The following is a 21612-nucleotide window of genomic DNA, read 5'->3' as shown; positions in this document are numbered from 1 at the left end:
GTTGATGTTTTGAGCTAGTAATGAGCAACTTTGAGCATCAGCCCACCGCCGTGGGCACGCCTTGCGGGAGGGAACGCGCTCGTGATCGTCACCGTCACGCTCAACGCCGCCGTCGACGTCACCTACCGGCTCGACCGGCTCGACCGGCACGGCAGCAACCGGGTGCGGGAGGTGGCCCAGCGGGCCGGCGGCAAGGGGGTCAACGTGTCCCGGGTGCTCGGCGCGCTCGGGCACGAGACCGTCGTCACCGGACTGGCCGGCGGTGCCGCCGGGCAGGCGCTGCGCGCGGATCTGGCGGCGGCGGGGCTGCGCGAGGAGCTGGTGCCGGTCGCCGGGGAGACCCGCCGTACCGTCGCCGTCGTCGAGGAGGCGGACGGCGACACCACGATCCTGCTCGAACCGGGGCCGGCCGTCTCCCCGGCGGAGTGGTCCGCCTTCCTGACCCGGTACGAGCGGCTGCTCGCAGGCGCAGCCGCCGTCGTCCTCTCCGGCAGTCTGCCCGTCGGCCTGCCGCCGGACGCGTACGGCGTCCTGGTCGGCCTCGCGCGTGCGCAGCGGGTGCCCGCGGTGCTGGACGCGGACGGCGAGGCCCTGCGCGGCGGGCTCCCCGCCGGCCCCGCGCTGGTCAAGCCGAACGCGGCGGAGCTGGCCGCCGTGACCGGCGCCGCCGACCCCCGCGCCGGAGCCGGGTGGCTGCGCGCGGCGGGGGCCGGGTCGGTGGTGGCTTCGCTGGGGCCGGACGGGCTGCTCGCCTGTACGCCCCAAGGCAGTTGGCGGGCCCGGCCGCCGGAGCGGGTCGCCGGGAATCCGACCGGCGCCGGGGATGCGGCGGTCGCCGCGCTCACGGTCGGCCTGGTCGCCGGTACGCCGTGGCCGGACCGGCTCGCCGATGCCGTGGCGCTGTCGGCCGCCACCGTGCTCGCCCCGCTGGCCGGCAGTTACGACGCCGACGCCTACCGGAGCATGCGGCAGCGCGTGCGGGTCGAGCCGCTCGGAGCGGACGGACCGTGCACGGCTGAACAGGCCTGAGCCGAGCCCGTCAGCGGCGGCGCCGGTTCCGGTGCCGGTGCAAGTGGCGGACAGCGGCGATGGTCGCACCGACCAGGGAGGCCGCCACCACACCGACGGCCAGGGCGGCCCAGCGGCTTTCGCCGACCCGCACTCCGGCGACCAGCACCACCAGCAGGGACACCACGGGCAGCACCGCCCCGAGGAAGGTGCGCACGGCGATGAGCGCACCCGCCGGGCGCCAGCCGCCCTGCGGGCCCAGTATGATCCGCGGCTCCGGGTGGTAGTAGTCGCAGGACCGCTGCCCGAGCCGGGTGGTGGCGCGCTGGTAGGAGATTCCCATCGCCGGGACCCAGATCAGCGGCAGTACGAACCCGATCACGATCACCGCCGCGACGCTGACCCATCCCGCGACCGCGCGCAGACGGCTGCTGCTCGGGCCACCACCGCCGATGACGCCGAGCAGGTAGGCGAGTCGCCTGACGGAGACGAGCCAGTTCTGTCGTCGGCCGTCCACGGGCTCGGCCCGCTCGGCAGCGGTGAGAGCGGCTGCGGCCTCCTGTTCGGTGGGGTGGGCCCCTTGCAGGACGAGCAGTTCGACCACCCGTTCCCGGTCGGCCGGATCGCGCTCGTCCAGCACCGCCAGGGCCAGGACCATCCGGATCTGCACCAGCAGCGCCGCACAGAACGCCACCGGGATCAGCAGGACGAACGGGCCACCGATCACGCTTCCCTCGAGGACGGTCAGCCTCGTGCCCCTGGTCACGACCTCCGCGCGAAGTTCCTGCGAGGTCGCGTCCGGCAGGTCCCGGTGGACGCGGGCCACCAGAGCCGCCGCGCGGCCGCTCTCCGCCCGGACCGCGAACAGCGCCAGGCGTTCCGGCAGCCGTCTCGGGTCCGCCATGACGGCGTGCCACAGTTCGGCGGCCAGGCTTCTGGAGGCTTTTGGCGGAGCCACTGAGTCGGTCACTACTGAAAGGCTACCTAGCCGGACCCTCCGAGCACCCGCCCGACGCGTCCAGGACCCCGGTTGGCGCAGGCATCGGGTCAGTCGGCGAGCAGCACCGCCGCACCGGTCACCCGGTCGGCGGCGAGGTCCGCCAGCGCCTCGTCGGCCCGGCTCATGGCGTACGGCTGCACGTGGACGGCCGGCGGGTGCGCGCCCACCTCGGCCAGGAAGGCACGGCCGTCGGCGCGCGTGTTGGCGGTGACGCTGCGCAGCGTGCGCTCCCGGAAGAGGTGCCGCTGGTAGTCGAGGCCCGGGACGTCGGTGAGATGGATCCCGGCGATGGCGAGGGTGCCGCCCCGGTCCAGGGCGGCGAGCGCCACCGGGACCAGGTCCCCGACCGGTGCGAACAGGATGGCGGAGTCCAGTGGCTCGGGCGGGCTGTCGTAGGCACCGCCGGCCGACGCCGCGCCCAGCTCCAGTGCCAGTCGGCGCGCCTCCTCGGCCCGGGTGAAGGCGTGCACGGTGGCTCCCCGGGCCAGCGCCAGCTGGGCCGTCAGGTGGGCGGAGGCGCCGAAGCCGTAGATGCCCAGCCGCCCGCCCGGCGGCAGCTCGGCTCGTTCCAGCGCCCGGTAGCCGATGATGCCCGCGCAGAGCAGCGGTGCGAGCTGCGCGTCGGACGAGCCGGAGGGCAGCCGATAGGCGAAGCGGCTGTCCACGACGGTCTGCCGGGCGTACCCGCCGTGGATGTCCCAGCCGGTGTACCGGGAGTGCGGACAGAGGTTCTCCCGGCCCGCCCGGCAGTACCGGCAGGCGCCGCAGGTGCGGGCCAGCCAGGCGGCGCCGACCCGGTCGCCCGGCCGGAAGCCCGCCACCGCGGAGCCCGTCCGGAGCACCGTGCCGACGATCTCGTGGCCGGGCGTGCACGCGGGCAGGTGCGTCGGCAGGTCTCCCTCGGCCACGTGCAGGTCGGTGCGGCACACCCCGCAGGCCGTGACCTCCACGAGCATGCCGTTCGGCCCGGTTCCGGGCAGCGGCCGTTCGACCAGCCGCAGGGGGTGCTCGGCCGCCGGTGCGGCGCGGGCCACCACCCAGGCGCGCGTGGTGGCCACGTCCCTCGATCCGGTGCTCATCGGCCGCTCCTCTCGTCCGGCGGCCGGAGTCCCCGTCAGTGCTCATACCCACAAACCGTCAACGGCTGCGTCATGGCAGGTCGGTCCACCAGTCCTGGCGGTCGTTGACGCTCGGGTCGGGGCGCACCCGGTCGAGGAACACCGCGTCCAGAGGCCTCACCACGGCCCGTAGTTCCCGGGCTGCGCGCAGCGGGAGGTGGCGCAGGGCCTGCTCGATGAGTGTCCGGGGGACGGTGTCGTCACAGCACGGACAGTCCGCCCGGCCCAGGCTCCCGGGTTCGTGACGGCGGCTTCCGTGGACCAGCTTCGACCAGGCCGCGACGGCCAGGCCGACGGCGCCCGGGCTGCCGTGGACGCGCTCGAAGTCGGCGATACAGCGCTGTGCGGCCATCGAGACCCCGGGCACCACGCGGGCGGGGCTGCGGTCGTACGGCCTGGGCATTCTGGCGAGGCCCGCTCGCACGCGGGCGGGCGGCTTACGCGCCATGGGCCTTTCGTCGGCAAGTCATGGCCGCATTCTGCCCGTCGGCGGCCCGCCGGGCGAGCCGTTTTCGGCGCGCCCGCCCACGGAGGCCTGCACCACCCCCAGGTAGGCTGCGGCTGCCCCTTCCGACCTGCGAGGACCACCAGAGGAGTACCCGTTGGCCGCCGCACCGCGCTCCGCACCGATCACCGTTGTCGGGATCGGCGCCGACGGCTGGACCGGCCTGGCCGACAGCTCGCGCGCGGCCTTGCGCGAAGCGGACACCGTGATCGGCGGGCCACGCCAGCTCGACCTCCTGCCGCCCGAGGTCACGGCGAGCCGGGTGCCCTGGCCCTCCCCCCTCCGCCCGGCCGTGCCCTGGCTGCTCGCCGCCCACGCCGACCGGCGCCTCTGCGTCCTGGCCAGCGGCGACCCGATGTTCTTCGGCATCGGCCGTGCCCTCGCCGAGACCGTCGGCCCCGAGCGGCTGCGCGTGCTGCCGCATCCCTCCTCCGTGTCGTACGCCTGTGCCCGGCTCGGCTGGCCGGTGGAGGACACCGAGGTGGTGAGCCTGGTCGGCCGGCCGCTGGACTCCCTCACGCTCTCGCTCCACCCCGGCCGCCGGCTCCTGGTGCTCAGCACGGACGCCCGGACGCCCGCCGCCGTGGCGGCGCTGCTCACCGAGCGCGGCTACGGCCCGAGCCGGCTGCAGGTGCTGGAGCAGCTCGGCGGCCCGGACGAGAACCGGTACGAGGGCCCGGCCGACGGCTGGCCGCACCCGCCCGGCGACCCGCTGAACCTCATCGCCGTCGAGTGCGCGGCCTCCCCGTCGGCGCCGCGCCGTTCACTGGTCCCGGGTCTGCCCGATGACGCGTACGAGTCCGACGGACAGTTGACGAAGCGTCACATCCGGGCCGCGACCCTCGCCACGCTCGCACCGGAGCCCGGCGAGCTGCTCTGGGACGTCGGCGGCGGCTCGGGCAGCATCGCGATCGAGTGGCTGCGGGCCCACCGCGACTGCCGGGCCGTCAGCGTGGAGCGCGATCCGGTCCGGGCCGAGCGGATCGCCCGCAACGCGGCCGCGCTCGGCGTGCCCCGGCTTCAGGTGGTGACCGGCCCGGCACCCGCCGCACTCTCCGGTCTGCCGACGCCCGACGCGGTGTTCGTCGGCGGCGGGCTGACCGCACCCGGCCTGCTGCAGGCCTGCTGGGACGCGCTGCCGGCGGGCGGCAGGCTGGTGGCCAACACGGTGACGCTGGAGTCCGAGGCGCTGCTCACCGAGTGGTACCGCCGCCACGGCGGCGAGCTGCTGCGTCTTGCGGTCGCGCACGCCGTCCCCGTCGGGGGATTCACGGGCTGGCGGCAGGCGATGCCCGTCACGCAATGGTCGGTAGTCAAACACGTGGTCGAGCAGGAAGAACAGGAAGCGGAATGACCGTCTACTTCATCGGGGCGGGCCCCGGCGCCGCCGACCTGATCACCGTGCGCGGGCAGCGCATCCTGGCGGCCGGCGGGGTCTGCCTGTACGCGGGCAGCCTGGTGCCGCGTGAGCTGCTGGCCGAGTGCCCGCCGGGCACCCGGCTGGTGGACACCGCCAACCTGAACCTCGATCAGATCATCGCGGAGATCGTCCGGGCCCACGAGGACGGGCAGGACGTCGCCCGGCTGCACTCCGGCGACCCGTCGGTGTTCAGCGCGGTCGCCGAGCAGATGCGGCGGCTCGACGCCGTGGGCATCCCGTACGAGATCGTGCCCGGCGTGCCCGCCTTCGCCGCGGCCGCCGCCGCGCTGAAGCGCGAGCTGACGGTGCCGACGGTGGGTCAGACCGTCATCCTCACCCGGGTGGCCCGGCAGGCGACGCCGATGCCGGAGGGCGAGGACCTGGCGACGCTGGGGCGCAGCGGCGCGCTGCTGGTGCTGCACCTGGCGGCCCGCTACGTGGACAGCGTGGTCGACGAGCTGCTGCCGCACTACGGCGTGGACTGCCCGGCGGCGGTGGTCGCGATGGCCAGCCGCCCGGACGAGCTGGTGCTGCGGGGGACGCTCGGTGACATCGCCGGCCAGGTGAAGGAGGCGGGGGTGCTGCGGACCGCCGTGATCCTGGTCGGCCGCACCCTCGGCGCGGAGCAGTTCCGGGACAGCCACCTGTACTCCGCCGAGCGCGAGCGCCCGCACGAGCCGTGCGGCTAGGGCCTGTCCGGCCGGGATCGGGCAGGTGGTCAGCCATGCACTCTCCAGGGGCTCGGGGAACTGCGCGAGTATCCGCGGCATGGGGTAGCTCCTCAGGGGCGCGGGGAACTGCGCTGCCAACCATGCACGTCCGTAGAGGGTTGGTCGCGCAGTTCCCCGCGCCCCTGAAGGTGCCCCTACCAGTGAGGGTGGCCCTACCCGGCAGGCTCGGCCCGGCCGACGATGGTGCCGGCTCGGTCGATGCAGATGACGTCGACCGCGACCGGCGAGCCGGTCAGGACGCCCAGTGCGGTGGCCCTGGCCGCCTCGGCCACCAGGTCACCGAGCGGCACCCCGGCGGACGAGCAGAGCTGGACGGCCTCCAGGCCGGTGTTGGCCGAGGCCACGGCGGCGACCAGGAGCTCGTCCGCCCCGCCCTGCCGGGCGAGAGCGGCGAGGTAGCCCTTGTCGACCTGCGAGCGGGCCGAGTGGAGGTCCAGGTGCCCGGCGGCGAGCTTGGAGAGCTTGGCGAAGCCGCCCGCGATGGTCAGCCTCGGCACGGGGTGGCGCTTGAGGTATTTCAGTACCGCGCCCGCGAAGTCGCCCATGTCCAGCAGGGCGTCCTCCGGCAGGCCGTGCACGGCGACGGCGACCTTCTCCGAGGTCGATCCGGTGCAGCCCGCGACATGCGTACGCCCGGCCGCGCGGGCCACGTCCACACCGCGCCGGATGGAGTCGATCCAGGCGGAGCACGAGTAGGGCACGACGATGCCGGTGGTGCCGAGGATGGAGAGGCCGCCCAGGATGCCCAGGCGCGGGTTCCAGGTGCTGCGGGCGATCTCCTCGCCGTGGTCGACGGAGATCTCCACCTCGACGTCCCCGCTGCCGCCGTGCCGGGCGGCGACCTCGGCGACGGCGTCCCGGATCATCTGCCGGGGCACCGGGTTGATCGCGGGCTCGCCGACCGCGAGCGGCAGCCCGGCCTTGGTGACGGTGCCCACGCCCGGGCCCGCGCGGAACACCACGCCGGTGCCGGGGAGCCCGGCGCGTACCGTCGAGCGGATCAGCGCGCCGTGGGTGACGTCCGGGTCGTCCCCGGCGTCCTTGACCACTCCCGCCATCGCCTGATGGTCCGTCAACTCCTCGGTGGCCAGTGCGAAGGCGGGCTGCTGACCCTTGGGCAGGGTGATCGTCACCGGGTCGGGGAACTCCCCGGTCAGCAGCGCGGTGTACGCGGCGGTGGTCGCCGCCGTCGCACAGGCACCCGTCGTCCAGCCGTGCCGCAGCCCGCTGCTCTTCAGCTGCGCCGCGCGGCCTCCCGTCTCAGCCACGTCCGTCCCCTGGAGTCCCGATGCACGTCCTGATCCTCGGCGGCACCACCGAGGCCCGCAGGCTGGCCGCCGAGCTGGCGGCCGACCCGGCGCTGCGGGTGACCAGCTCACTGGCGGGCCGGGTGGCCGAGCCCCGGCTGCCCGCCGGGGAGGTGCGGATCGGCGGCTTCGGCGGCCCGTCCGGGCTCGCCGACTGGCTGCGCGAGCAGCACGTGGACGCGCTCATCGACGCCACCCATCCCTTCGCCGGCACCATCAGTCGCAACGCGGCCGAGGCGGCCGCCGAGGTCCATGTTCCCCTGCTGGCTCTGCGCCGCCCCAGCTGGGTGCCGGTTGACGGTGACCGCTGGCACCCGGTCGGCTCCCTGGAGGAGGCCGCCGCGGCCCTCCCCGCGCTCGGCCGCCGGGTCTTCCTGACCACCGGGCGCCAGGGCCTGGCCGCCTTCACGGGCCTCGACGACCTCTTCTTCCTCGCTCGCTCGGTCGACGCCCCGGAGCCCCCGATGCCCGCGCAGACCGCCGTCCTGCTGGACCGCGGCCCGTTCACCCTGGACGGCGAACGGGCCGTGCTGCGCGAGCACCGCATCGACGTGCTGGTGACCAAGGACAGCGGCGGGGCGGCCACCGCACCCAAGCTCACGGCCGCCCGCGAGCTCGGCGTGCCGGTGGTGATCGTCCGCCGCCCGGCGCTTCCGCCCGGTGTCCGCACCGTCGCGGACGTCGCCGGCGCCGTCGACTGGCTGGCCCGCCTCGGGGCCTGACCGATCCGGCCCAGCGCGTCCTCGATGGCCGCATCGTCCCCGGTCCGCAGACGCTGTCGAGAGCGCACGTACCGTCAACCAGAGTCGGAGGGCACCGAGTTGAGGAGGCGTCGCAGTCTGGTCCAGGTCCAGGTGTTGATCACGTCGTCCTTGGTGAGCCAGCCGCGCTGCGCCGTTCCGATGCCGTACCGCAGGTTCGCCAGGTGCAGTGGGGAGTGCGCGTCGCTGTCGACGGCGAAGCGGACGCCGTGCCGCCGCGCCGCCAGGATCTGCTCGTCGTTCAGGTCGAGGCGCTCGGGAGAGGCGTTGATCTCCAGCACGGTGCCGGTGCGGGCGCAGGCGGCGAACACCTCGTCGAGGTCCACGTCCAGGCCAGGTCTCCGGCCCAGGAGGCGGGTGGTCGGGTGGCCGATGATGTGGACGTACGGGTTCTCGCAGGCGCGTACCAGGCGCCGGGTCTGCGCGTCCCGGCCGGCCCTGAAGTGGGAGTGGACCGAGGCCACGCAGAGGTCGAATCCGGCGAGGAACTCCGGCGGCCAGTCGACGCCACCGTCGGGGTCGATGTTGAGCTCGGTGCCGTGCAGCACCCTCATCCCCTTGAAGCGCCGGTCGAGTTCGCGTACCTGCTGCCGCTGGGCCAGCATCTTCTCGTCGGTCATCCGCTGCATGTACAGGTTCGGGGCGTGGTCGGTGACGGCGTAGTAGGCGTACCCGCGCTCGGCGGCCGTGGCGAGCATCTCCTCCAGCGGGGCGAGACCGTCGGTCAGGTCGGTGTGGGTGTGCAGGTCGCCTCGGACGTCCCGCTCGGTCACCACCTCCGGCAGCTCCCCGCGCAGCGCCGCGTCGATCTCGCCCCGGTCCTCGCGCAGCGTCGGCGGTATCCACGGCAGCCCGAGAGCGGCGTACACCTCCTCCTCGCTCGCCGAGACGACCTTCCGGCCGCTCTCGACCTCGAAGAGGCCGTACTCGGAGAGCTTGAGGCCTGCCTTGACGGCCCTGGTGCGCAGGCGGATGTTGTGAGCCTTGGAGCCGGTGAAGTAGACCATCGCCGCTCCCCAGGCATCCGCCGGGACGACGCGCAGGTCGACCTGCATGCCCTTGGTGGTACGGATCGACGTCTTGGTGGTGCCGTGGCCGATGACGTCGGCGGCGTACGGCAGGGCGGTGAGCGCCTCCATCAGCGGCGCGGAGTCCTCGGCCGCCGCCAGGACGTCGATGTCGCCGATGGTCTCCCGCATCCGCCGCAGCGACCCCGCGTACGCGCAGCGCTCGCAACCCGGGACCCGGGAGAGCTCGGCGACGATCTCCTCGGCGAGCTCGGTCGCCGTGTTGAGGAGCACCCGGCCGCCACTCTGCCCGAGCACCTCGATGCCGTGCAGGATGTTCTCGGCGGAGCGCTCGCCGAAGCCGGGGACCTCGCTGAGCCGGTCGGCCCTGGCCGCGTCCAGGAGTTCCGCGACCGAGGAGATGCCGAGGTCCCGGTGGAGCACCGCCGCCTTCTTCGGGCCGACGCCGGGGATCGCCATGATCTCGCGCACGCCGGCGGGCACCTTCTCGCGCAGCTGGTCGACGGCGGGGAGGTGGCCGGTGGCGAGGTACTCGGCGATCTTGGCGGCGATGGACTTCCCGACGCCGGGGATCTCCTGCAGCCCCTTGACGTCCAGGTGGGCGACGTCCCCGGGGTGCCCGCCGACGGCCCGGGCCGCCTTCTCGTAGGAACGCGCCCGGTAGGCGTCACCGCCGGTGAGCAGGATGAGGTCGGCGTACTCCTGGAGAAGGGCCTCGACCTCGTCGTTGCGTCGGCCCATGTCGCCAGTCTAGGTCGGGCGCCTCGGCCCGGCGCCGTGAGAGCGCCGGGCCGAAGGCCTCCGGTCAGACCGGCGGATACCGCCGGGGGGTCCAGACCACCTCGGTGCCGTTGTCGCGCTCGACGGCCTGGGTCTGCGAGGAGCCGATCAGCAGGATGGTCCGCATGTCGACCTGGGCGGGGTCGAGTTCGCCCAGGCGCACGGTCCGCACACGTTCGGTCGGGCCGCCGACGTCACGGGCCATCACCACCGGGGTGTCCGGGGCGCGGTGTTCGAGCAGCAGGTCGCGGGCCAGGCCGACCTGGGTGGTGCGGGTCTGCGAGCCGGGGTTGTACAGCGCCAGCACCAGGTCGGCGGCGGCGGCTGCGCGCAGGCGCTCGGCCACCACCTCCCAGGGCTTGAGCCGGTCGGAGAGCGAGACCACCGCGTAGTCGTGGCCGAGCGGGGCGCCGGCCCGGGAGGCGGCGGCGTGCGCGGCGGTCATGCCGGGCAGCACGCGCACCTTGACCGAGCGGTACGGGTCGGCGCAGGCGGCCTCCAGGACGGCGGTCGCCATCGCGAAGACGCCCGGGTCGCCCGAGGAGACCACGGCGACCCGGCGGCCGCGCCGGGCCAGGTCGAGGGCGAACTCGGCGCGCTCGGCCTCGACCTTGTTGTCCGAGCCGTGGCGCTGCTGGCCTCGGCGGACGGGCACGCGGTCCAGGTAGGTGGTGTAGCCGACCAGGTCGGTGGCCCGGGCCAGGGCGCCGCGCGCCTCGGGGGTGAGCCAGAGCGGTCCGGCAGGACCGGTGCCGACCACGACGACCTCGCCCTCACCGGAGGGCTCGGTGTGCTCCAGCGGCGCGACCTTGCTGGGCAGGACGGCGACGGAGAAGTACGGCACGGTGGACGGGTCGACGTCGGCCAGCGGCTCGGTGCGCTCACCGTCCATCGTGGCCCGCTCGACGTACTGGGCGTCCTCCAGCCGGCCCGCTCGCTCCAGGGCGCGGCGGACGGCCGGGAAGGTGCGGCCGAGCTTCATGACGACCGCCGAGTCGGTGGCGGCCAGACGTGCCGTCAGCTCCTCCTCGGGCAGGGTGCCCGGGATGATGGTCAGGACTTCCTCGGCCTCGACCAGCGGCATGCCGAGCCGGGCGGCGGCGGCGCTGATCGAGGTGACGCCGGGCACCACCTCGGTCGGGTAGCGGTACGCGAGGCGCTTGTGCATGTGCTGGTACGAACCGTAGAAGAACGGGTCGCCCTCGGCGAGCACGACGACGTCGCGGCCCGCGTCCAGGTGGGCGGCCAGCCGGTCGGCGGCCTCCTCGTAGAACTCGTCCAGCGCGCCCCGGTAGCCGCCGGGGTGGTCGGTGGTCTCGACCGTGATCGGGTAGACCAGCTTCTCCTCGATCTGACCGCCGGTCAGGTAGCGGGCGGCGATGGAGCGCGCGATCGAACGGCCGTGCCGGGCGCTGTGGTACGCCACCACGTCGGCCTTGCCGATGAGTTCGGCGGCGCGGACGGTGATCAGCGACGGATCGCCCGGGCCGAGGCCGACACCGTAGAGACGGCCGGTCATTCTTCCTCACTCGCAATCGCGTTGATGGCGGCGGCGGCTATCGCACTGCCGCCTCGCCGGCCGCGCACCACGAGGTGCTCCAGGCCGGAGGGGTGCTCGGCGAGCGCCTGCTTGGACTCGGCGGCGCCGATGAAGCCGACCGGCACACCGATCACCGCGGCCGGACGCGGGGCGCCGGCCTCGATCATCTCCAGCAGCCGGAACAGCGAGGTCGGCGCGTTGCCGACGGCGACCACCGCACCTTCGAGGCGGGGCAGCCACAGCTCCATCGCCGCGGCGCTGCGGGTGTTGCCGAGCTCCTTCGCGAGAGCGGGCACCGAGGGGTCGGAGAGGGTGCAGATGACCTCGTTGTCGGCCGGCAGCCGCTTGCGGGTGACACCGCTGGCCACCATCGACACGTCGCAGAGGATCGGCGCACCGGCGTGCAGCGCCTTGCGGGCGCTCGCCACCACGCCCGGCGACCAGAGCAGGTCCTTGACCAGGTCGGTCATACCGCAGGCGTGGATCATCCGCACCGCGACCTGCGAGACGTCGGCGGGCAGGTGGGCCAGGTCGGCCTCGGCCCGGATGGTGGCAAAGGACTCGCGGTAGATGGCCGCGCCGTCCCTCTCGTACTCGATCACTTGGTCCTCCGGGCCTCGGCCACTGCTTCGGCCATCTGTTCTGTCATCACATCGTGAGAGGTCTCTGCGGGTCGTACGGTCACCCGATAGCCCTGCCCAGTGGCGAGGACGTCCACCCACTCACCCGCCGGGTGTCCGCAACGCCGCTCGCAGCCGGACCAGTGGACGGGCAGCCCGCCACCGCGAGCCGTGTCGAGCGCCTGCGCCGCGTCGGCCCGGACGTCGGCCAGCGACTTGGCGCAGCCGGGCCTGCCGGTGCAGGCAGTGGCCCGCTCCCAGGGCGAGCCCGGGTCGGTACGGAAGCCCGCCGCCGCCAGGTCCGCCAGCCGTTCGGCCGGCACCCCCGGCAGGACGACGCCACGCCAGGGAGTGACGCGCAGCTCGCCGGCCGCCGTACGGGCCAGCAGGCGCCACTGCTCGGCGCTCACCCGCCCGAAGCGCATGCCGACCGAGACGCCGCCGGGTACGGCGCCGACGGGCGGGGGCGTGCCGAGCGGGGGCAGGGCCTCGGCACCCGGGTCCAGCAGCTCGGGCGCCTCGCGCACGTGCCAGGCCTTGGTGGCGCTCTCGCGGCAGGCCTCGAGGAACTCGCAAGCGGCCGCGAGCGCGGCGGGCACCGCCCGGTGAGCCGGTACGCGGCGCGCGGTGGCCGTGCGGCCGAGGCGCAGCAGGGCTGTGCCGTCCGGCCTTGCGATCAATGTCACATCGGCGTCGAGGCCCGCGACGTCGCCGCGTCCGTCGTCGAGCGCGAAGAGGAACTTGCCGGAGAGCGCGGCCGCCGGGTCACTCGCGCAGAGCACGGAGTCCAGCTCGCGCGTCCAGGCCTGGACGTCCGCGTGCCCGATGCCGTCGAGGCCCGCGAGCGGCGAGGCGACGATGTTGCGGACGCGTTCGTGGGAGTCGGAGGGCAGCAGGCCTGCCGCCCGCAGGCGGCGGCCGAGCTCCAGGCCCGAGTCCGAAGGCAGGCCGCGCAGTTGGACGTTGCCGCGCGAGGTGGTCTCGAGCTCGCCGTCGCCCAGCTCGCTCGCGGCGTCGGCGAGCACCATCGCCTGACTGACAGTCAGCAGGCCGCCCGGCACCCGGATCCGGGCGAGGGCTCCGTCGTCGGCCGTGTGTAGACGAAGGGCCCCCGGGCAGGCGTCCGAGCGCCCGCGGTCGGGCGCCCCGGGGCCCGGCTCGGCGGCGTCAGGTGTCGGTGGCATGGCGGCGAGCATACAGAGGATCGGACCGGACGCTCTGTCCTGTAGATCACGTTCGTGCTGTCCCGCAGATCACCCGCAGCCCGTACGATGCTCCCGGACGGTCCCCTGTGGGCCGTCCACGCCAGCGACGGCGCAAAGGGGAGGAAACCGGTGCAAACCCGGTGCGGTCCCGCCACTGTGACCACGGCTCACCGGCCGTGGGAGCCAGGAACTCCTGCCGTCCTCCCATTGCCCGGGGCGCGGACCCCGAGGAAGGCTCGACCTATGCGCTGCCGCATGCCCATCGCCGGTGACAAGGCCGGGAGGGCCGCCGCATGATCCTGCTCCTGTCGACCTCGGACACCGACCTGCTGAGCGCCCGCGCCTCGCAGGGCCCCGTGCCCTACCGCCTCGGCAACCCGGCCCGCCTGGGCGCCGACGAGCTCCCCGCGCTGCTGGAGGGCACCGACCTGGTCGTGGTCCGCCTGCTCGGCGGACGCCGCGCCTGGGAGGAGGGCCTGGACGCGCTGCTGGCCGGCCCCCGGCCGGTCATCGTGCTGACGGGCGAACAGGCGCCGGACGCCCAGCTGATGGAGCTGTCCACCGTCCCTGCCGGCATCGCCGCCGAGGCGCACGCCTACCTCGCGCACGGCGGCCCGGCCAACCTGGCGGAGCTCGGCGCCTTCCTCTCCGACACCGTGCTGCTCACCGGCCACGGCTTCGCCGCGCCCGCCTCCGCTCCCGCCTGGGGCCCCCTGGAGCGCACCGAGCGCGCAGTACCGGATTCTCAGGGCGACGGCCCGGTCGTCGCGGTGCTCTACTACCGCGCCCACCACATGAGCGGCAACACCGCCTTCGTCGAGTCCCTCTGCCAGGCCATCGAGGACCAGGGCGCCCGCCCCCGAGCCTTCTTCTGCGCCTCGCTGCGCGGCGCCGAGCCGGAGCTGCTCGCCGAGCTGGGCCAGGCCGACGCGATCGTCACCACCGTGCTCGCCGCAGGCGGCACCCGGCCGGCCGACGCCTCGGCGGGCGGCGACGAGGAGGCCTGGGACGCGGGCGCACTGGCCGCCCTCGACCGCCCCATCCTGCAGGCCCTCTGCCTGACCTGGTCCCGCGCCGCATGGGAGGCCAGCGACGACGGCCTCTCCCCTCTCGACACCGCGACCCAGGTGGCCGTCCCCGAGTTCGACGGCCGCCTGATCACCGTCCCGTTCTCCTTCAAGGAGCTGGACGAGGACGGCCTCACCGTCTACGCCGCCGACCCCGAGCGCTCCGCCCGCGTCGCGGGCATCGCCGTACGGCACGCCCGTCTGCGCCACATCCCGGCCGCCGAGCGCCGCCTGGCGCTGGTGCTCTCCGCGTACCCGACCAAGCACGCGCGCGTCGGCAACGCGGTCGGCCTCGACACCCCCGCCAGCGCGATCCGGCTGCTCACCCGCCTGCGCGAGGAGGGCATGGACCTGGGGAACGACCTTCCCGGCCTCGACTCGACCGATGACGGTCATGAGGGTGACGCTCTGATCCACGCGCTGATCGCGGCAGGCGGGTACGACCAGGACTGGCTGACGGAGGATCAGCTCGCCCGCAATCCCGTCCGCATCCCCGCCGCCGACTACCGCCGCTGGTACGCCACCCTCCCCGAGGGCCTGCGCAGCAACGTCGAGCAGCACTGGGGCCCGCCGCCCGGTGAGCTCTACGTCGACCGCAGCCAGAACCCGGACGGCGACATCGTGCTGGCCGCCATCCGCTCGGGCAATCTGCTGGTCCTGATCCAGCCCCCGCGCGGCTTCGGCGAGAACCCGGTCGCGATCTACCACGACCCGGACCTCCCCCCGAGCCACCACTACCTCGCCGCCTACCGCTGGATCGCGGCCGCGCAGAGCGACGGCGGCTTCGGCGCCGACGCGGTGATCCACCTCGGCAAGCACGGCAACCTGGAGTGGCTGCCCGGCAAGACCGCCGCGCTCTCCGCCGAGTGCGGCCCGGATGCCGTCATCGGCGACCTGCCGCTGATCTACCCCTTCCTGGTCAACGACCCGGGCGAGGGCACCCAGGCCAAGCGCCGCGCCCACGCGACCCTTGTCGACCACCTCGTCCCGCCGATGGCCCGCGCCGACTCCTACGGCGACATCGCGCGCCTGGAGCAGCTGCTGGACGAGCACTCCAACATCGCCGCGATGGACCCGGCCAAGCTGCCCGCCATCCGCGCCCAGATCTGGACGCTGATCCAGGCCGCCCGCCTCGACCACGACCTCGGTCTGGACGAGCGCCCCGAGGACGACGGCTTCGACGACTTCCTGCTGCACGTCGACGGCTGGCTCTGCGAGGTGAAGGACGCTCAGATCCGCGACGGTCTGCACGTCCTCGGCCAGGCACCCGCCGGGACCGACCGGGTCAACATCGTCCTTGCCATTCTGCGCGCCCGCCAGATCTGGGGCGGTGTCGCCGCACTGCCCGGCCTGCGCGAGGCGCTCGGCCTGGACGAGGCGGCGCTCACCCTGGGCGCGACCGACGCCGCCGAGGCGAAGGCCCGCGAACTGGTCGAGGCCATGGAGGCCGAGGACTGGGCACCCGAGGCGGTCGAGAAGGTCGCCGCCGGGTTCGCCCCGGCCGTCCGCGAGGTCCTCGACTTCGCCGCCCGCCAGGTGGTCCCCCGGCTCGCCGCGACCACCGACGAGCTGGACGCGGTCGTGCACGCGCTGGGCGGCGGCTTCGTCCCCGCCGGGCCGTCGGGATCGCCCCTGCGCGGACTGGTCAACGTGCTCCCGACGGGCCGTAACTTCTACTCCGTCGACCCGAAGGCCGTCCCGAGCCGCCTCGCCTGGGAGACCGGCCAGGCGCTCGCCACCTCCCTCCTGGACCGCTACCAGGCGGACAACGACGGCGCGTACCCGCCCTCGGTCGGCCTCTCGCTCTGGGGCACCAGCGCGATGCGCACCGCCGGCGACGACATCGCCGAGGCCTTCGCCCTGCTGGGCGTGCGCCCGGTCTGGGACGACGCCTCGCGCCGGGTCACCGGCCTGGAGGCGATCCCGCCGGCGGAGCTCGGCCGCCCGCGCATCGACGTGACGCTGCGCATCTCCGGCTTCTTCCGCGACGCCTTCCCGCACGTGGTCGCCCTGCTGGACGACGCCGTGCGCCTGGCGGCCCGCCAGGAGGAGCCGGCCGAGCAGAACTACGTCCGGGCCCACGTCCAGGCGGACCTCGCCGAGCACGGCGACGAGCGCAAGGCCACCATCCGGGTCTTCGGCTCCCGCCCGGGCACGTACGGCGCCGGGCTGCTCCAGCTGATCGACAGCCGGGACTGGCGCACCGACGCCGACCTGGCCGAGGTCTACACGGTCTGGGGCGGCTACGCGTACGGCCGCGACCTCGGCGGCCGCCCGGCCCGTGAGGAGATGGAGACCGCCTACAAGCGGATCACCGTGGCCGCGAAGAACACCGACACCCGCGAGCACGACATCGCGGACTCGGACGACTACTTCCAGTACCACGGCGGCATGGTCGCCACCGTGCGGGCTCTCACCGGCAAGGCCCCGACCGCCTACATCGGCGACTCGACCCGCCCGGAGACGGTCCGCACCCGCACCCTGACCGAGGAGGCGGCCCGCGTCTTCCGCGCCCGCGTGGTCAACCCGCGCTGGATGGAGGCGATGCGGCGCCACGGGTACAAGGGCGCCTTCGAGATGGCCGCGACGGTCGACTACCTCTTCGGCTACGACGCCACCACCGGCGTGGTCGCCGACTGGATGTACGAGAAGCTGACCCAGGAGTACGTCCTGGACCCGACCAACCGGGAGTTCCTCAACGGCGCCAACCCCTGGGCCCTGCACGGCATCAGTGAGCGCCTGCTGGAGGCGGCCGAGCGCGGTCTGTGGGCCGAGCCCGACCCGGAGCTGATCGACGCCCTGCGGGCGGCCTTCCTGGAGACCGAGGGCGACCTGGAGGGCGACAGCTGACGGCCCTGGCGGGTAATCCCGACACGCGGCGGTTCCGCTGGATGGTGCATGGCCGGGCGAGGCGGACAATCAGGGCATGACGCTGCGCGCCGCCCTCGCCCGCCCCGCCCGGTACGCCTCGCTCGCCGCGGGCGCGCTGCCCGTGCTCGCCTTCCCGGCGCCGGGGCTCGCCGCGCTGGCCTGGGTCGCGCTGGTGCCCGGTCTGCTGCTGATGCAACGGGCACCGAGCGGGCGGGAGGCGGCGGTGCGGGGGTGGTGCTTCGGGGCCGGCTTCATCCTGACGGCGATGTACTGGCTGGTGCCGTCGATCGGCCCCGGGCTGATCGTGCTGGCGGTGCTGTTCGGCGCTCTGCAGGCGGGCCTGGGGCTGGCGGTGTGGCGGCTGCTGCACCCGCCGGTGACCGCGCTCAGGGCGCTGGCCGCCCTGGTGGTCGTCCCGTCGGTCTGGGTGAGCACCGAGTTCATCCGCTCCTGGCACGCCCTCGGCGGGCCCTGGGCACTGCTCGGGGCGAGCCAGTGGCAGCACCCGGCCGTGCTGGCGCTGGCCTCGGTCGGCGGCGCCTGGCTGGTCAGTGCGGCCGTGGTGGCGGCGAACACGGGCGTTCTGATCCTGCTGACCGCCCGTCGGCCGACGGTGCGGGTGGCGGCCGTGGGGGTCACCGCACTGGCGGTGGCCGCCGGGCCGGCGCTGTTCGCCCTCCGTACCCAGCCGACGCCCGGCGAGTACGCCACGGTGGCGCTGGTCCAACCGGGCCAGGTGGCGGACGCCACCGCGCGCTTCGACACCAGTGCCCGGATCACCGCCGACCTGGTCGGCCGACCGCTCGACCTGGTCGTCTGGGCCGAGAGCAGCACCACCGCCGACCTGGACCGCGACACCGCCGCCCTGGACCGGCTGCGCGCCCTCTCCACCGCCACCGGCGCCCAGCTGCTGGCCGGCGAGGACGCCCGCAAGGCGGACGGCCGGATCTCCAAGGACGCCGTCCTGATCACCCCCGACGGCGTGATCAGCCGCTACCGCAAGATCCGCCTGGTCCCGTTCGGCGAGTACATCCCGCTGCGGCCCGCGCTCGGCTGGATCGCCGGCATCAGCAAGGCGGCCGGTGAGAACCGCGCCCCCGGCGCCGCCTTCCACCTGCTCCAGGCCTCCGACCGCACCGGCCGACCGCTCCCCCTGGGCGCCCTGATCTGCTTCGAGTCCGCCTTCCCCGACATGTCCCGGGCGGCCTCCGACGACGGCGCCAAGCTGATCGTCTACCAGTCGGCCACCTCGACCTTCCAGCACACCTGGGCGCCGCAGCAGCACGCCTCGCTGGGCGCCCTTCGGGCTGCCGAGACCGGCCGCCCGGTGGTCCAGGCCTCGCTCACCGGCGAGTCCGTCGCGTACGACCGCCAGGGCCGGCGGCTGGCCCACCTGGGCACCTCGGCGACCGGCGCGGTCACCGTCCGGCTGCCGCTGGCCGACCCGGCGGCGCGTACCTGGTACGACCGGCTCGGCGACTGGGTTCCGCTGACGGCGGCCGGCATCACCCTGGCGGCAGCTGCGGCCGCCCTCCGCCCGGCACGGCGGAAGGACGGCCCGGCGGCGGTGCCCGCACCGTCCACCGAACCGTCCCAGAGCACCGCCGACGCGTGACCCTCAGCCCTCGCTGCCCGCGATGTGGATGCCGAAGACGGCGCCCTGCTTGTCGCGGATCACCGACAGCCGGGGCCCGTCGGGCACGTCGGTGGGCGGGAGCATCACGGTGGCGCCCAGACCCGCCGCCCGTTCGGCGGTGAGGTCGACGTCCGCGACGGCGAAGTACGGCATCCAGTACGGCGGCACGTCGGCGGGGAACTGCTCCGCCATGTCGAGCATGCCGCCGAAGTCGGCGCCGCCCAGGCCCCACTGGGTGTACATCTCGCCCGGATTGACGCTCCAGCCGAAGACCCGGGTGTAGAAGTCCTTCGCGCGGTCCGTGTCCCGGGTGGCGAGCTCGACCCAGCCGAGCGCGCCGGGCTCGTTCAGCACACCGGCGCCCCGGAAGGCGCGGGCCTGCCAGATCGAGAAGGCCGCGCCGGACGGGTCGGTGAGGACGGCGAAGCGGCCGAGGTCGAAGACCTCCATGGGCTCCATCACGACGCGGCCGCCGGCCTCGGTGACGGCGGCGGCGGTGGCATCGGCGTCGGCGGTCGCGAAGGAGACCGTCCAGGCGGTGGGCTGCTCCGGTGCGTACAGCGGGGAGAGCGCGGCCGCCGGGGCGCCGTTCAGCGAGAGGACGGTGTAGCCACCCGCCTCCGGCCGTGGGTCGGTCTCGACGGTCCAGCCGAAGAGCTCGCTGTAGAAGGCCTTGGCGGCCTCGGGGTCGGAGGTGCCGAGTTCGACCCAGCAGGGCGCTCCGACGGTGGGAGTGGTGATCTTCATGGACTCGCTTTCCTGTCAGCCGACTGTCAGCCGATTTCGATGACCAACTTGCCGTGCGCGTGCCTGGACTCGACCTCGGCCAGAGCCTCGCCGGCACGCTCCAGCGGGTACGTCGCGGTGATGTTCGGATCAAGGTCGCCGGAGGCCACCAGCTCGGCCAGCGCGGCCAGCGTGGCGCCGTTGCCGGTGCGCCGGATGTAGGAGCCGCCCAGCTCGGCGGCGGTGGCGGAGTCGGCCGTGGAGACCAGCTTGGAGGGGTCGGTCAGCGTCTCGGCGGCGGCCCGCGCGTCCGCTCCCCCGACCAGGTCGAAGATGCCGTCCACCCCGCCGGGGGCGACGGCCCTGATCCGCTCGGCCACGCCCTCCCCGTACCGCACCTGGGTGGCGCCGAGCGACTCGACGTAGGCGCGGTTCGGGTCGCTCGCCGTGCCGAGCACCGTGATCCCGCGCGCCCGGGCGATCTGGGCGGCGGCACTGCCGACACCCCCCGCGATGCCGAGGATCAGCAGGGTCCTGCCGGGTTCCAGGCCGAGCTGCTGGACCCCGTCGTACGCGGTCGCGCCCGCCACCGGCAGGGCCGCCGCCTGGACGAACGAGACGCCCTCGGGCTTGCGGGCGGTGTTCGCCGCGGCGAGCAGGGTGTGTTCGGCGTAGCCACCGGCCAGCGCAATTCCGAAGACCGCGTCCCCGGCCGCGAAGCCCCCGGCCCCGTCGCCCGCTTCCTGGACCACCCCGGCCACCTCGTAGCCGAGCACGGCGGGCAGGGGCAGCTCCCTCGAGAACAGGCCCCTGCGCATCTTCCAGTCCGCCGGGTTCACCCCGGCCGCGCGGACGGCGATCAGCAGCTCGCCCGGCCCCGGTACCGGTACCGGACGGTCCAGGAGCTCCTGGGTCTCCGGCCCGCCGAACGCCGTGAATCCGAATGCCTTCGACATGCTGGTCCTCCGGTCCGCGACACAGTCCTCCTCAGCTTGCAGGCGGGCGTCGGAATGCGGCCGGGAATGCTGGGCCGAACGAGGCTGCTGGTACTCCTGGAAAGGATGTTGTTCAAATTGGAACTACGGTGTACGGTCGAGCGAGTTCACCGGTTCGAATGTGAACCACTGACGTACCCATGGAGGCCGGGCATGCCGAGCACCGAGAACCACCCGCAGCTCCGCCCCGAGCCGGGTCCGGCGACCGTACGCTCGCGCGTGCGCATCCCGCTCAGCTTCCCGGACGGCTTCAGGGTCGAGACCGAGGTCTTCACCTTCCACGGTCTGGCCGACGGCGCCGAGCACATCGCGCTCGCCATCGGCGATCCCGGTGCCGCGGAGTACCCGCTGGTGCGGCTGCACTCGGAGTGCCTGACCGGTGACGTCTTCGGATCGGACCGCTGCGACTGCGGCCCCCAGCTGCGCGAGGCCGTCGAGCGGATCGCCGAGGCCGGCGGCTACCTGCTGTACCTCCGGCAGGAGGGCCGTGGCATCGGCCTCTACAACAAGCTGGACGCGTACGCCCTGCAGGACTCCGGGCTCGACACCTACCAGGCGAACACCGCCCTCGGCCTGCCGGAGGACGGGCGCGACTACACCGCCGCCGCCCAGATGCTGACCACCCTCGGCGCCACCACCGTCGGCCTGCTGAGCAACAACCCCGACAAGGCCGACCAGCTGTCCGCGCTCGGCATCGAGGTCGCCGACCGCGTCCCCACCGGCGTGCACGTCTCCGAGAGCAACGTCCGCTACCTGCGCGCCAAGGTGGAGCACACCGGCCACTCCATCCCGCTCGCCCGCCTGGTCGGCTGACAGCCGCGCATCCGGCTGCGGTCAGTCGCCGCGTCCGCAGGCCACGCCGTCCTTGTTCTTGTCCAGCTTCAGCTTGTCCTTGTCCGCCGCCTTGGCCCGGTTGTGGACTTTGAGCTCCTTGAAGCCGTGGGCCTTCAGCCAGTCACAGCGCTCCTGCGTCGAGGTGCCCACTCCCGGCGGGAAGGCCACCGGGACGCACTGCCCGATGACGCCGTAGTCGTGGTCGCAGCCGTCCACATCGACGGGCTGCGGCACCGCGGTGGCCGAGGCGGGCAGCTTCTTGGGCGAGTCCTTCAGGCCGTGGGCGAAGTCCAGGATGTGCGGCGCCGGGGTCGCCTGGGCCGAGTCCTGCTGGACCACCGTGGCCGGCGCCGGTGCGGCGGTCGGCGAGGCCTGCGCCAGGCCGAGGGTGGTCCCGGCGGCCGCGCCCGCGACCGCCACCGCGACCAGCACGGATGGAATTGACTTCAGCATGACTTCC

18 protein-coding genes and 1 riboswitch are annotated in these 21612 nt (G+C 74.1%); of the genes, 7 read left to right on the top strand and 11 right to left on the bottom strand.

Annotated elements, in window-relative coordinates:
* Positions 1-81 precede the first annotated feature (81 nt).
* Positions 82-1029: a 1-phosphofructokinase family hexose kinase gene (locus tag FB465_RS29225; protein ID WP_145795328.1), complete on the top strand. Its 948-nt coding sequence runs from the start codon at positions 82-84 to the stop codon at positions 1027-1029.
* A 10-nt stretch (positions 1030-1039) separates the two neighbouring features.
* On the opposite strand, the gene FB465_RS29220 is transcribed toward FB465_RS29225, so the two are convergent.
* From FB465_RS29220 to FB465_RS29210, 3 genes are all read right to left on the bottom strand, one after another.
* Positions 1040-1978, bottom strand: a complete 939-nt coding sequence (locus tag FB465_RS29220) for a hypothetical protein (protein ID WP_145795326.1) — start codon at positions 1976-1978, stop codon at positions 1040-1042.
* A gap of 77 nt (positions 1979-2055) precedes the next feature.
* Complete coding sequence (locus FB465_RS29215) at positions 2056-3087, bottom strand: zinc-dependent alcohol dehydrogenase family protein (RefSeq protein WP_145795325.1); 1032 nt, start codon at positions 3085-3087, stop codon at positions 2056-2058.
* A gap of 70 nt (positions 3088-3157) precedes the next feature.
* The gene (locus FB465_RS29210; protein WP_145795323.1) at positions 3158-3574 is read right to left on the bottom strand and encodes a hypothetical protein; all 417 of its coding nucleotides are present in this window, start codon (positions 3572-3574) and stop codon (positions 3158-3160) included.
* Between the two features lie 154 nt (positions 3575-3728).
* Between FB465_RS29210 and cbiE the strand changes: the two genes are divergently transcribed.
* A complete protein-coding gene (gene cbiE / locus FB465_RS29205; RefSeq protein WP_145795322.1) occupies positions 3729-4985 on the top strand; it encodes a precorrin-6y C5,15-methyltransferase (decarboxylating) subunit CbiE in 1257 nt (418 codons plus the stop codon).
* Positions 4982-5740, top strand: a complete 759-nt coding sequence (gene cobM, locus FB465_RS29200) for a precorrin-4 C(11)-methyltransferase (protein WP_145795320.1) — start codon at positions 4982-4984, stop codon at positions 5738-5740. Before cbiE ends, cobM begins: the two co-directional genes overlap by 4 nt.
* 194 nt (positions 5741-5934) lie before the next feature.
* Here the strand turns inward: cobM and FB465_RS29195 are convergent, their stop codons facing one another.
* Complete coding sequence (locus FB465_RS29195) at positions 5935-7050, bottom strand: cobalt-precorrin-5B (C(1))-methyltransferase (protein WP_145795318.1); 1116 nt, start codon at positions 7048-7050, stop codon at positions 5935-5937.
* A 20-nt stretch (positions 7051-7070) separates the two neighbouring features.
* Here FB465_RS29195 and FB465_RS29190 point away from each other — a divergent pair, with 20 nt between their 5' ends.
* A complete protein-coding gene (locus FB465_RS29190) occupies positions 7071-7811 on the top strand; it encodes a cobalt-precorrin-6A reductase (RefSeq protein ID WP_145795316.1) in 741 nt (246 codons plus the stop codon).
* A gap of 74 nt (positions 7812-7885) precedes the next feature.
* On the opposite strand, the gene polX is transcribed toward FB465_RS29190, so the two are convergent.
* The 4 genes from polX to FB465_RS29170 form a co-directional block, all read right to left on the bottom strand.
* The gene (gene polX, locus FB465_RS29185) at positions 7886-9619 is read right to left on the bottom strand and encodes a DNA polymerase/3'-5' exonuclease PolX (protein ID WP_145795314.1); all 1734 of its coding nucleotides are present in this window, start codon (positions 9617-9619) and stop codon (positions 7886-7888) included.
* Positions 9620-9683: 64 nt separating this feature from the next.
* Positions 9684-11177 (bottom strand): precorrin-2 C(20)-methyltransferase, encoded by a 1494-nt coding sequence (locus tag FB465_RS29180; protein WP_145795312.1) that lies wholly within the window; start codon positions 11175-11177, stop codon positions 9684-9686.
* Positions 11174-11800 carry a precorrin-8X methylmutase gene (locus FB465_RS29175; protein WP_145795311.1) on the bottom strand — a complete coding sequence of 209 codons (627 nt, stop codon included), beginning with the start codon at positions 11798-11800 and terminating at the stop codon, positions 11174-11176. The genes FB465_RS29180 and FB465_RS29175 overlap by 4 nt, the downstream gene beginning before the upstream one ends.
* Positions 11797-13014, bottom strand: a complete 1218-nt coding sequence (locus tag FB465_RS29170; protein ID WP_145795309.1) for a cobalamin biosynthesis protein CobG — start codon at positions 13012-13014, stop codon at positions 11797-11799. The genes FB465_RS29175 and FB465_RS29170 overlap by 4 nt, the downstream gene beginning before the upstream one ends.
* A gap of 69 nt (positions 13015-13083) precedes the next feature.
* Positions 13084-13238: riboswitch (cobalamin riboswitch) on the top strand.
* A 78-nt stretch (positions 13239-13316) separates the two neighbouring features.
* Between FB465_RS29170 and cobN the strand changes: the two genes are divergently transcribed.
* Positions 13317-16940, top strand: coding sequence for a cobaltochelatase subunit CobN (gene cobN, locus FB465_RS29165; RefSeq protein WP_145795307.1), 3624 nt, complete (start codon positions 13317-13319; stop codon positions 16938-16940).
* A gap of 76 nt (positions 16941-17016) precedes the next feature.
* Positions 17017-18576 carry an apolipoprotein N-acyltransferase gene (lnt, locus tag FB465_RS29160; protein ID WP_145795305.1) on the top strand — a complete coding sequence of 520 codons (1560 nt, stop codon included), beginning with the start codon at positions 17017-17019 and terminating at the stop codon, positions 18574-18576.
* A gap of 3 nt (positions 18577-18579) precedes the next feature.
* Here lnt and FB465_RS29155 read toward each other — a convergent pair whose 3' ends face one another.
* Both FB465_RS29155 and FB465_RS29150 read right to left on the bottom strand, forming a co-directional pair.
* A complete protein-coding gene (locus FB465_RS29155; RefSeq protein WP_145795304.1) occupies positions 18580-19344 on the bottom strand; it encodes a VOC family protein in 765 nt (254 codons plus the stop codon).
* Between the two features lie 26 nt (positions 19345-19370).
* Positions 19371-20279 (bottom strand): NADP-dependent oxidoreductase, encoded by a 909-nt coding sequence (locus tag FB465_RS29150; RefSeq protein WP_145795302.1) that lies wholly within the window; start codon positions 20277-20279, stop codon positions 19371-19373.
* A 192-nt stretch (positions 20280-20471) separates the two neighbouring features.
* On the opposite strand from FB465_RS29150, the gene FB465_RS29145 reads away from it, so the two are divergent.
* Positions 20472-21131 carry a GTP cyclohydrolase II gene (locus tag FB465_RS29145; protein ID WP_246192898.1) on the top strand — a complete coding sequence of 220 codons (660 nt, stop codon included), beginning with the start codon at positions 20472-20474 and terminating at the stop codon, positions 21129-21131.
* Positions 21132-21152: 21 nt separating this feature from the next.
* Here FB465_RS29145 and FB465_RS29140 read toward each other — a convergent pair whose 3' ends face one another.
* Complete coding sequence (locus FB465_RS29140; RefSeq protein WP_145795298.1) at positions 21153-21605, bottom strand: hypothetical protein; 453 nt, start codon at positions 21603-21605, stop codon at positions 21153-21155.
* Positions 21606-21612 lie beyond the last annotated feature (7 nt).

The organism is Kitasatospora atroaurantiaca, from assembly GCF_007828955.1.
Classification (GTDB): domain Bacteria; phylum Actinomycetota; class Actinomycetes; order Streptomycetales; family Streptomycetaceae; genus Kitasatospora; species Kitasatospora atroaurantiaca.
Note: the sequence above shows the minus strand (reverse complement) of the source record. Positions and strands in the feature narration are given on the sequence as shown.

Coding starts and splice junctions, on each gene's coding strand:
- FB465_RS29215 (WP_145795325.1), bottom strand. CDS start 3,087: ATGAGCACCGGATCGAGGGACGTGGCCACCACGCGCGCCTGGGTGGTG.
- FB465_RS29210 (WP_145795323.1), bottom strand. CDS start 3,574: ATGGCGCGTAAGCCGCCCGCCCGCGTGCGAGCGGGCCTCGCCAGAATG.
- cobM (WP_145795320.1), top strand. CDS start 4,982: ATGACCGTCTACTTCATCGGGGCGGGCCCCGGCGCCGCCGACCTGATC.
- FB465_RS29190 (WP_145795316.1), top strand. CDS start 7,071: ATGCACGTCCTGATCCTCGGCGGCACCACCGAGGCCCGCAGGCTGGCC.
- polX (WP_145795314.1), bottom strand. CDS start 9,619: ATGGGCCGACGCAACGACGAGGTCGAGGCCCTTCTCCAGGAGTACGCC.
- FB465_RS29180 (WP_145795312.1), bottom strand. CDS start 11,177: ATGACCGGCCGTCTCTACGGTGTCGGCCTCGGCCCGGGCGATCCGTCG.
- FB465_RS29170 (WP_145795309.1), bottom strand. CDS start 13,014: ATGCTCGCCGCCATGCCACCGACACCTGACGCCGCCGAGCCGGGCCCC.
- cobN (WP_145795307.1), top strand. CDS start 13,317: ATGATCCTGCTCCTGTCGACCTCGGACACCGACCTGCTGAGCGCCCGC.
- lnt (WP_145795305.1), top strand. CDS start 17,017: ATGACGCTGCGCGCCGCCCTCGCCCGCCCCGCCCGGTACGCCTCGCTC.
- FB465_RS29155 (WP_145795304.1), bottom strand. CDS start 19,344: ATGAAGATCACCACTCCCACCGTCGGAGCGCCCTGCTGGGTCGAACTC.
- FB465_RS29150 (WP_145795302.1), bottom strand. CDS start 20,279: ATGTCGAAGGCATTCGGATTCACGGCGTTCGGCGGGCCGGAGACCCAG.
- FB465_RS29145 (WP_246192898.1), top strand. CDS start 20,472: ATGCCGAGCACCGAGAACCACCCGCAGCTCCGCCCCGAGCCGGGTCCG.
- FB465_RS29140 (WP_145795298.1), bottom strand. CDS start 21,605: ATGCTGAAGTCAATTCCATCCGTGCTGGTCGCGGTGGCGGTCGCGGGC.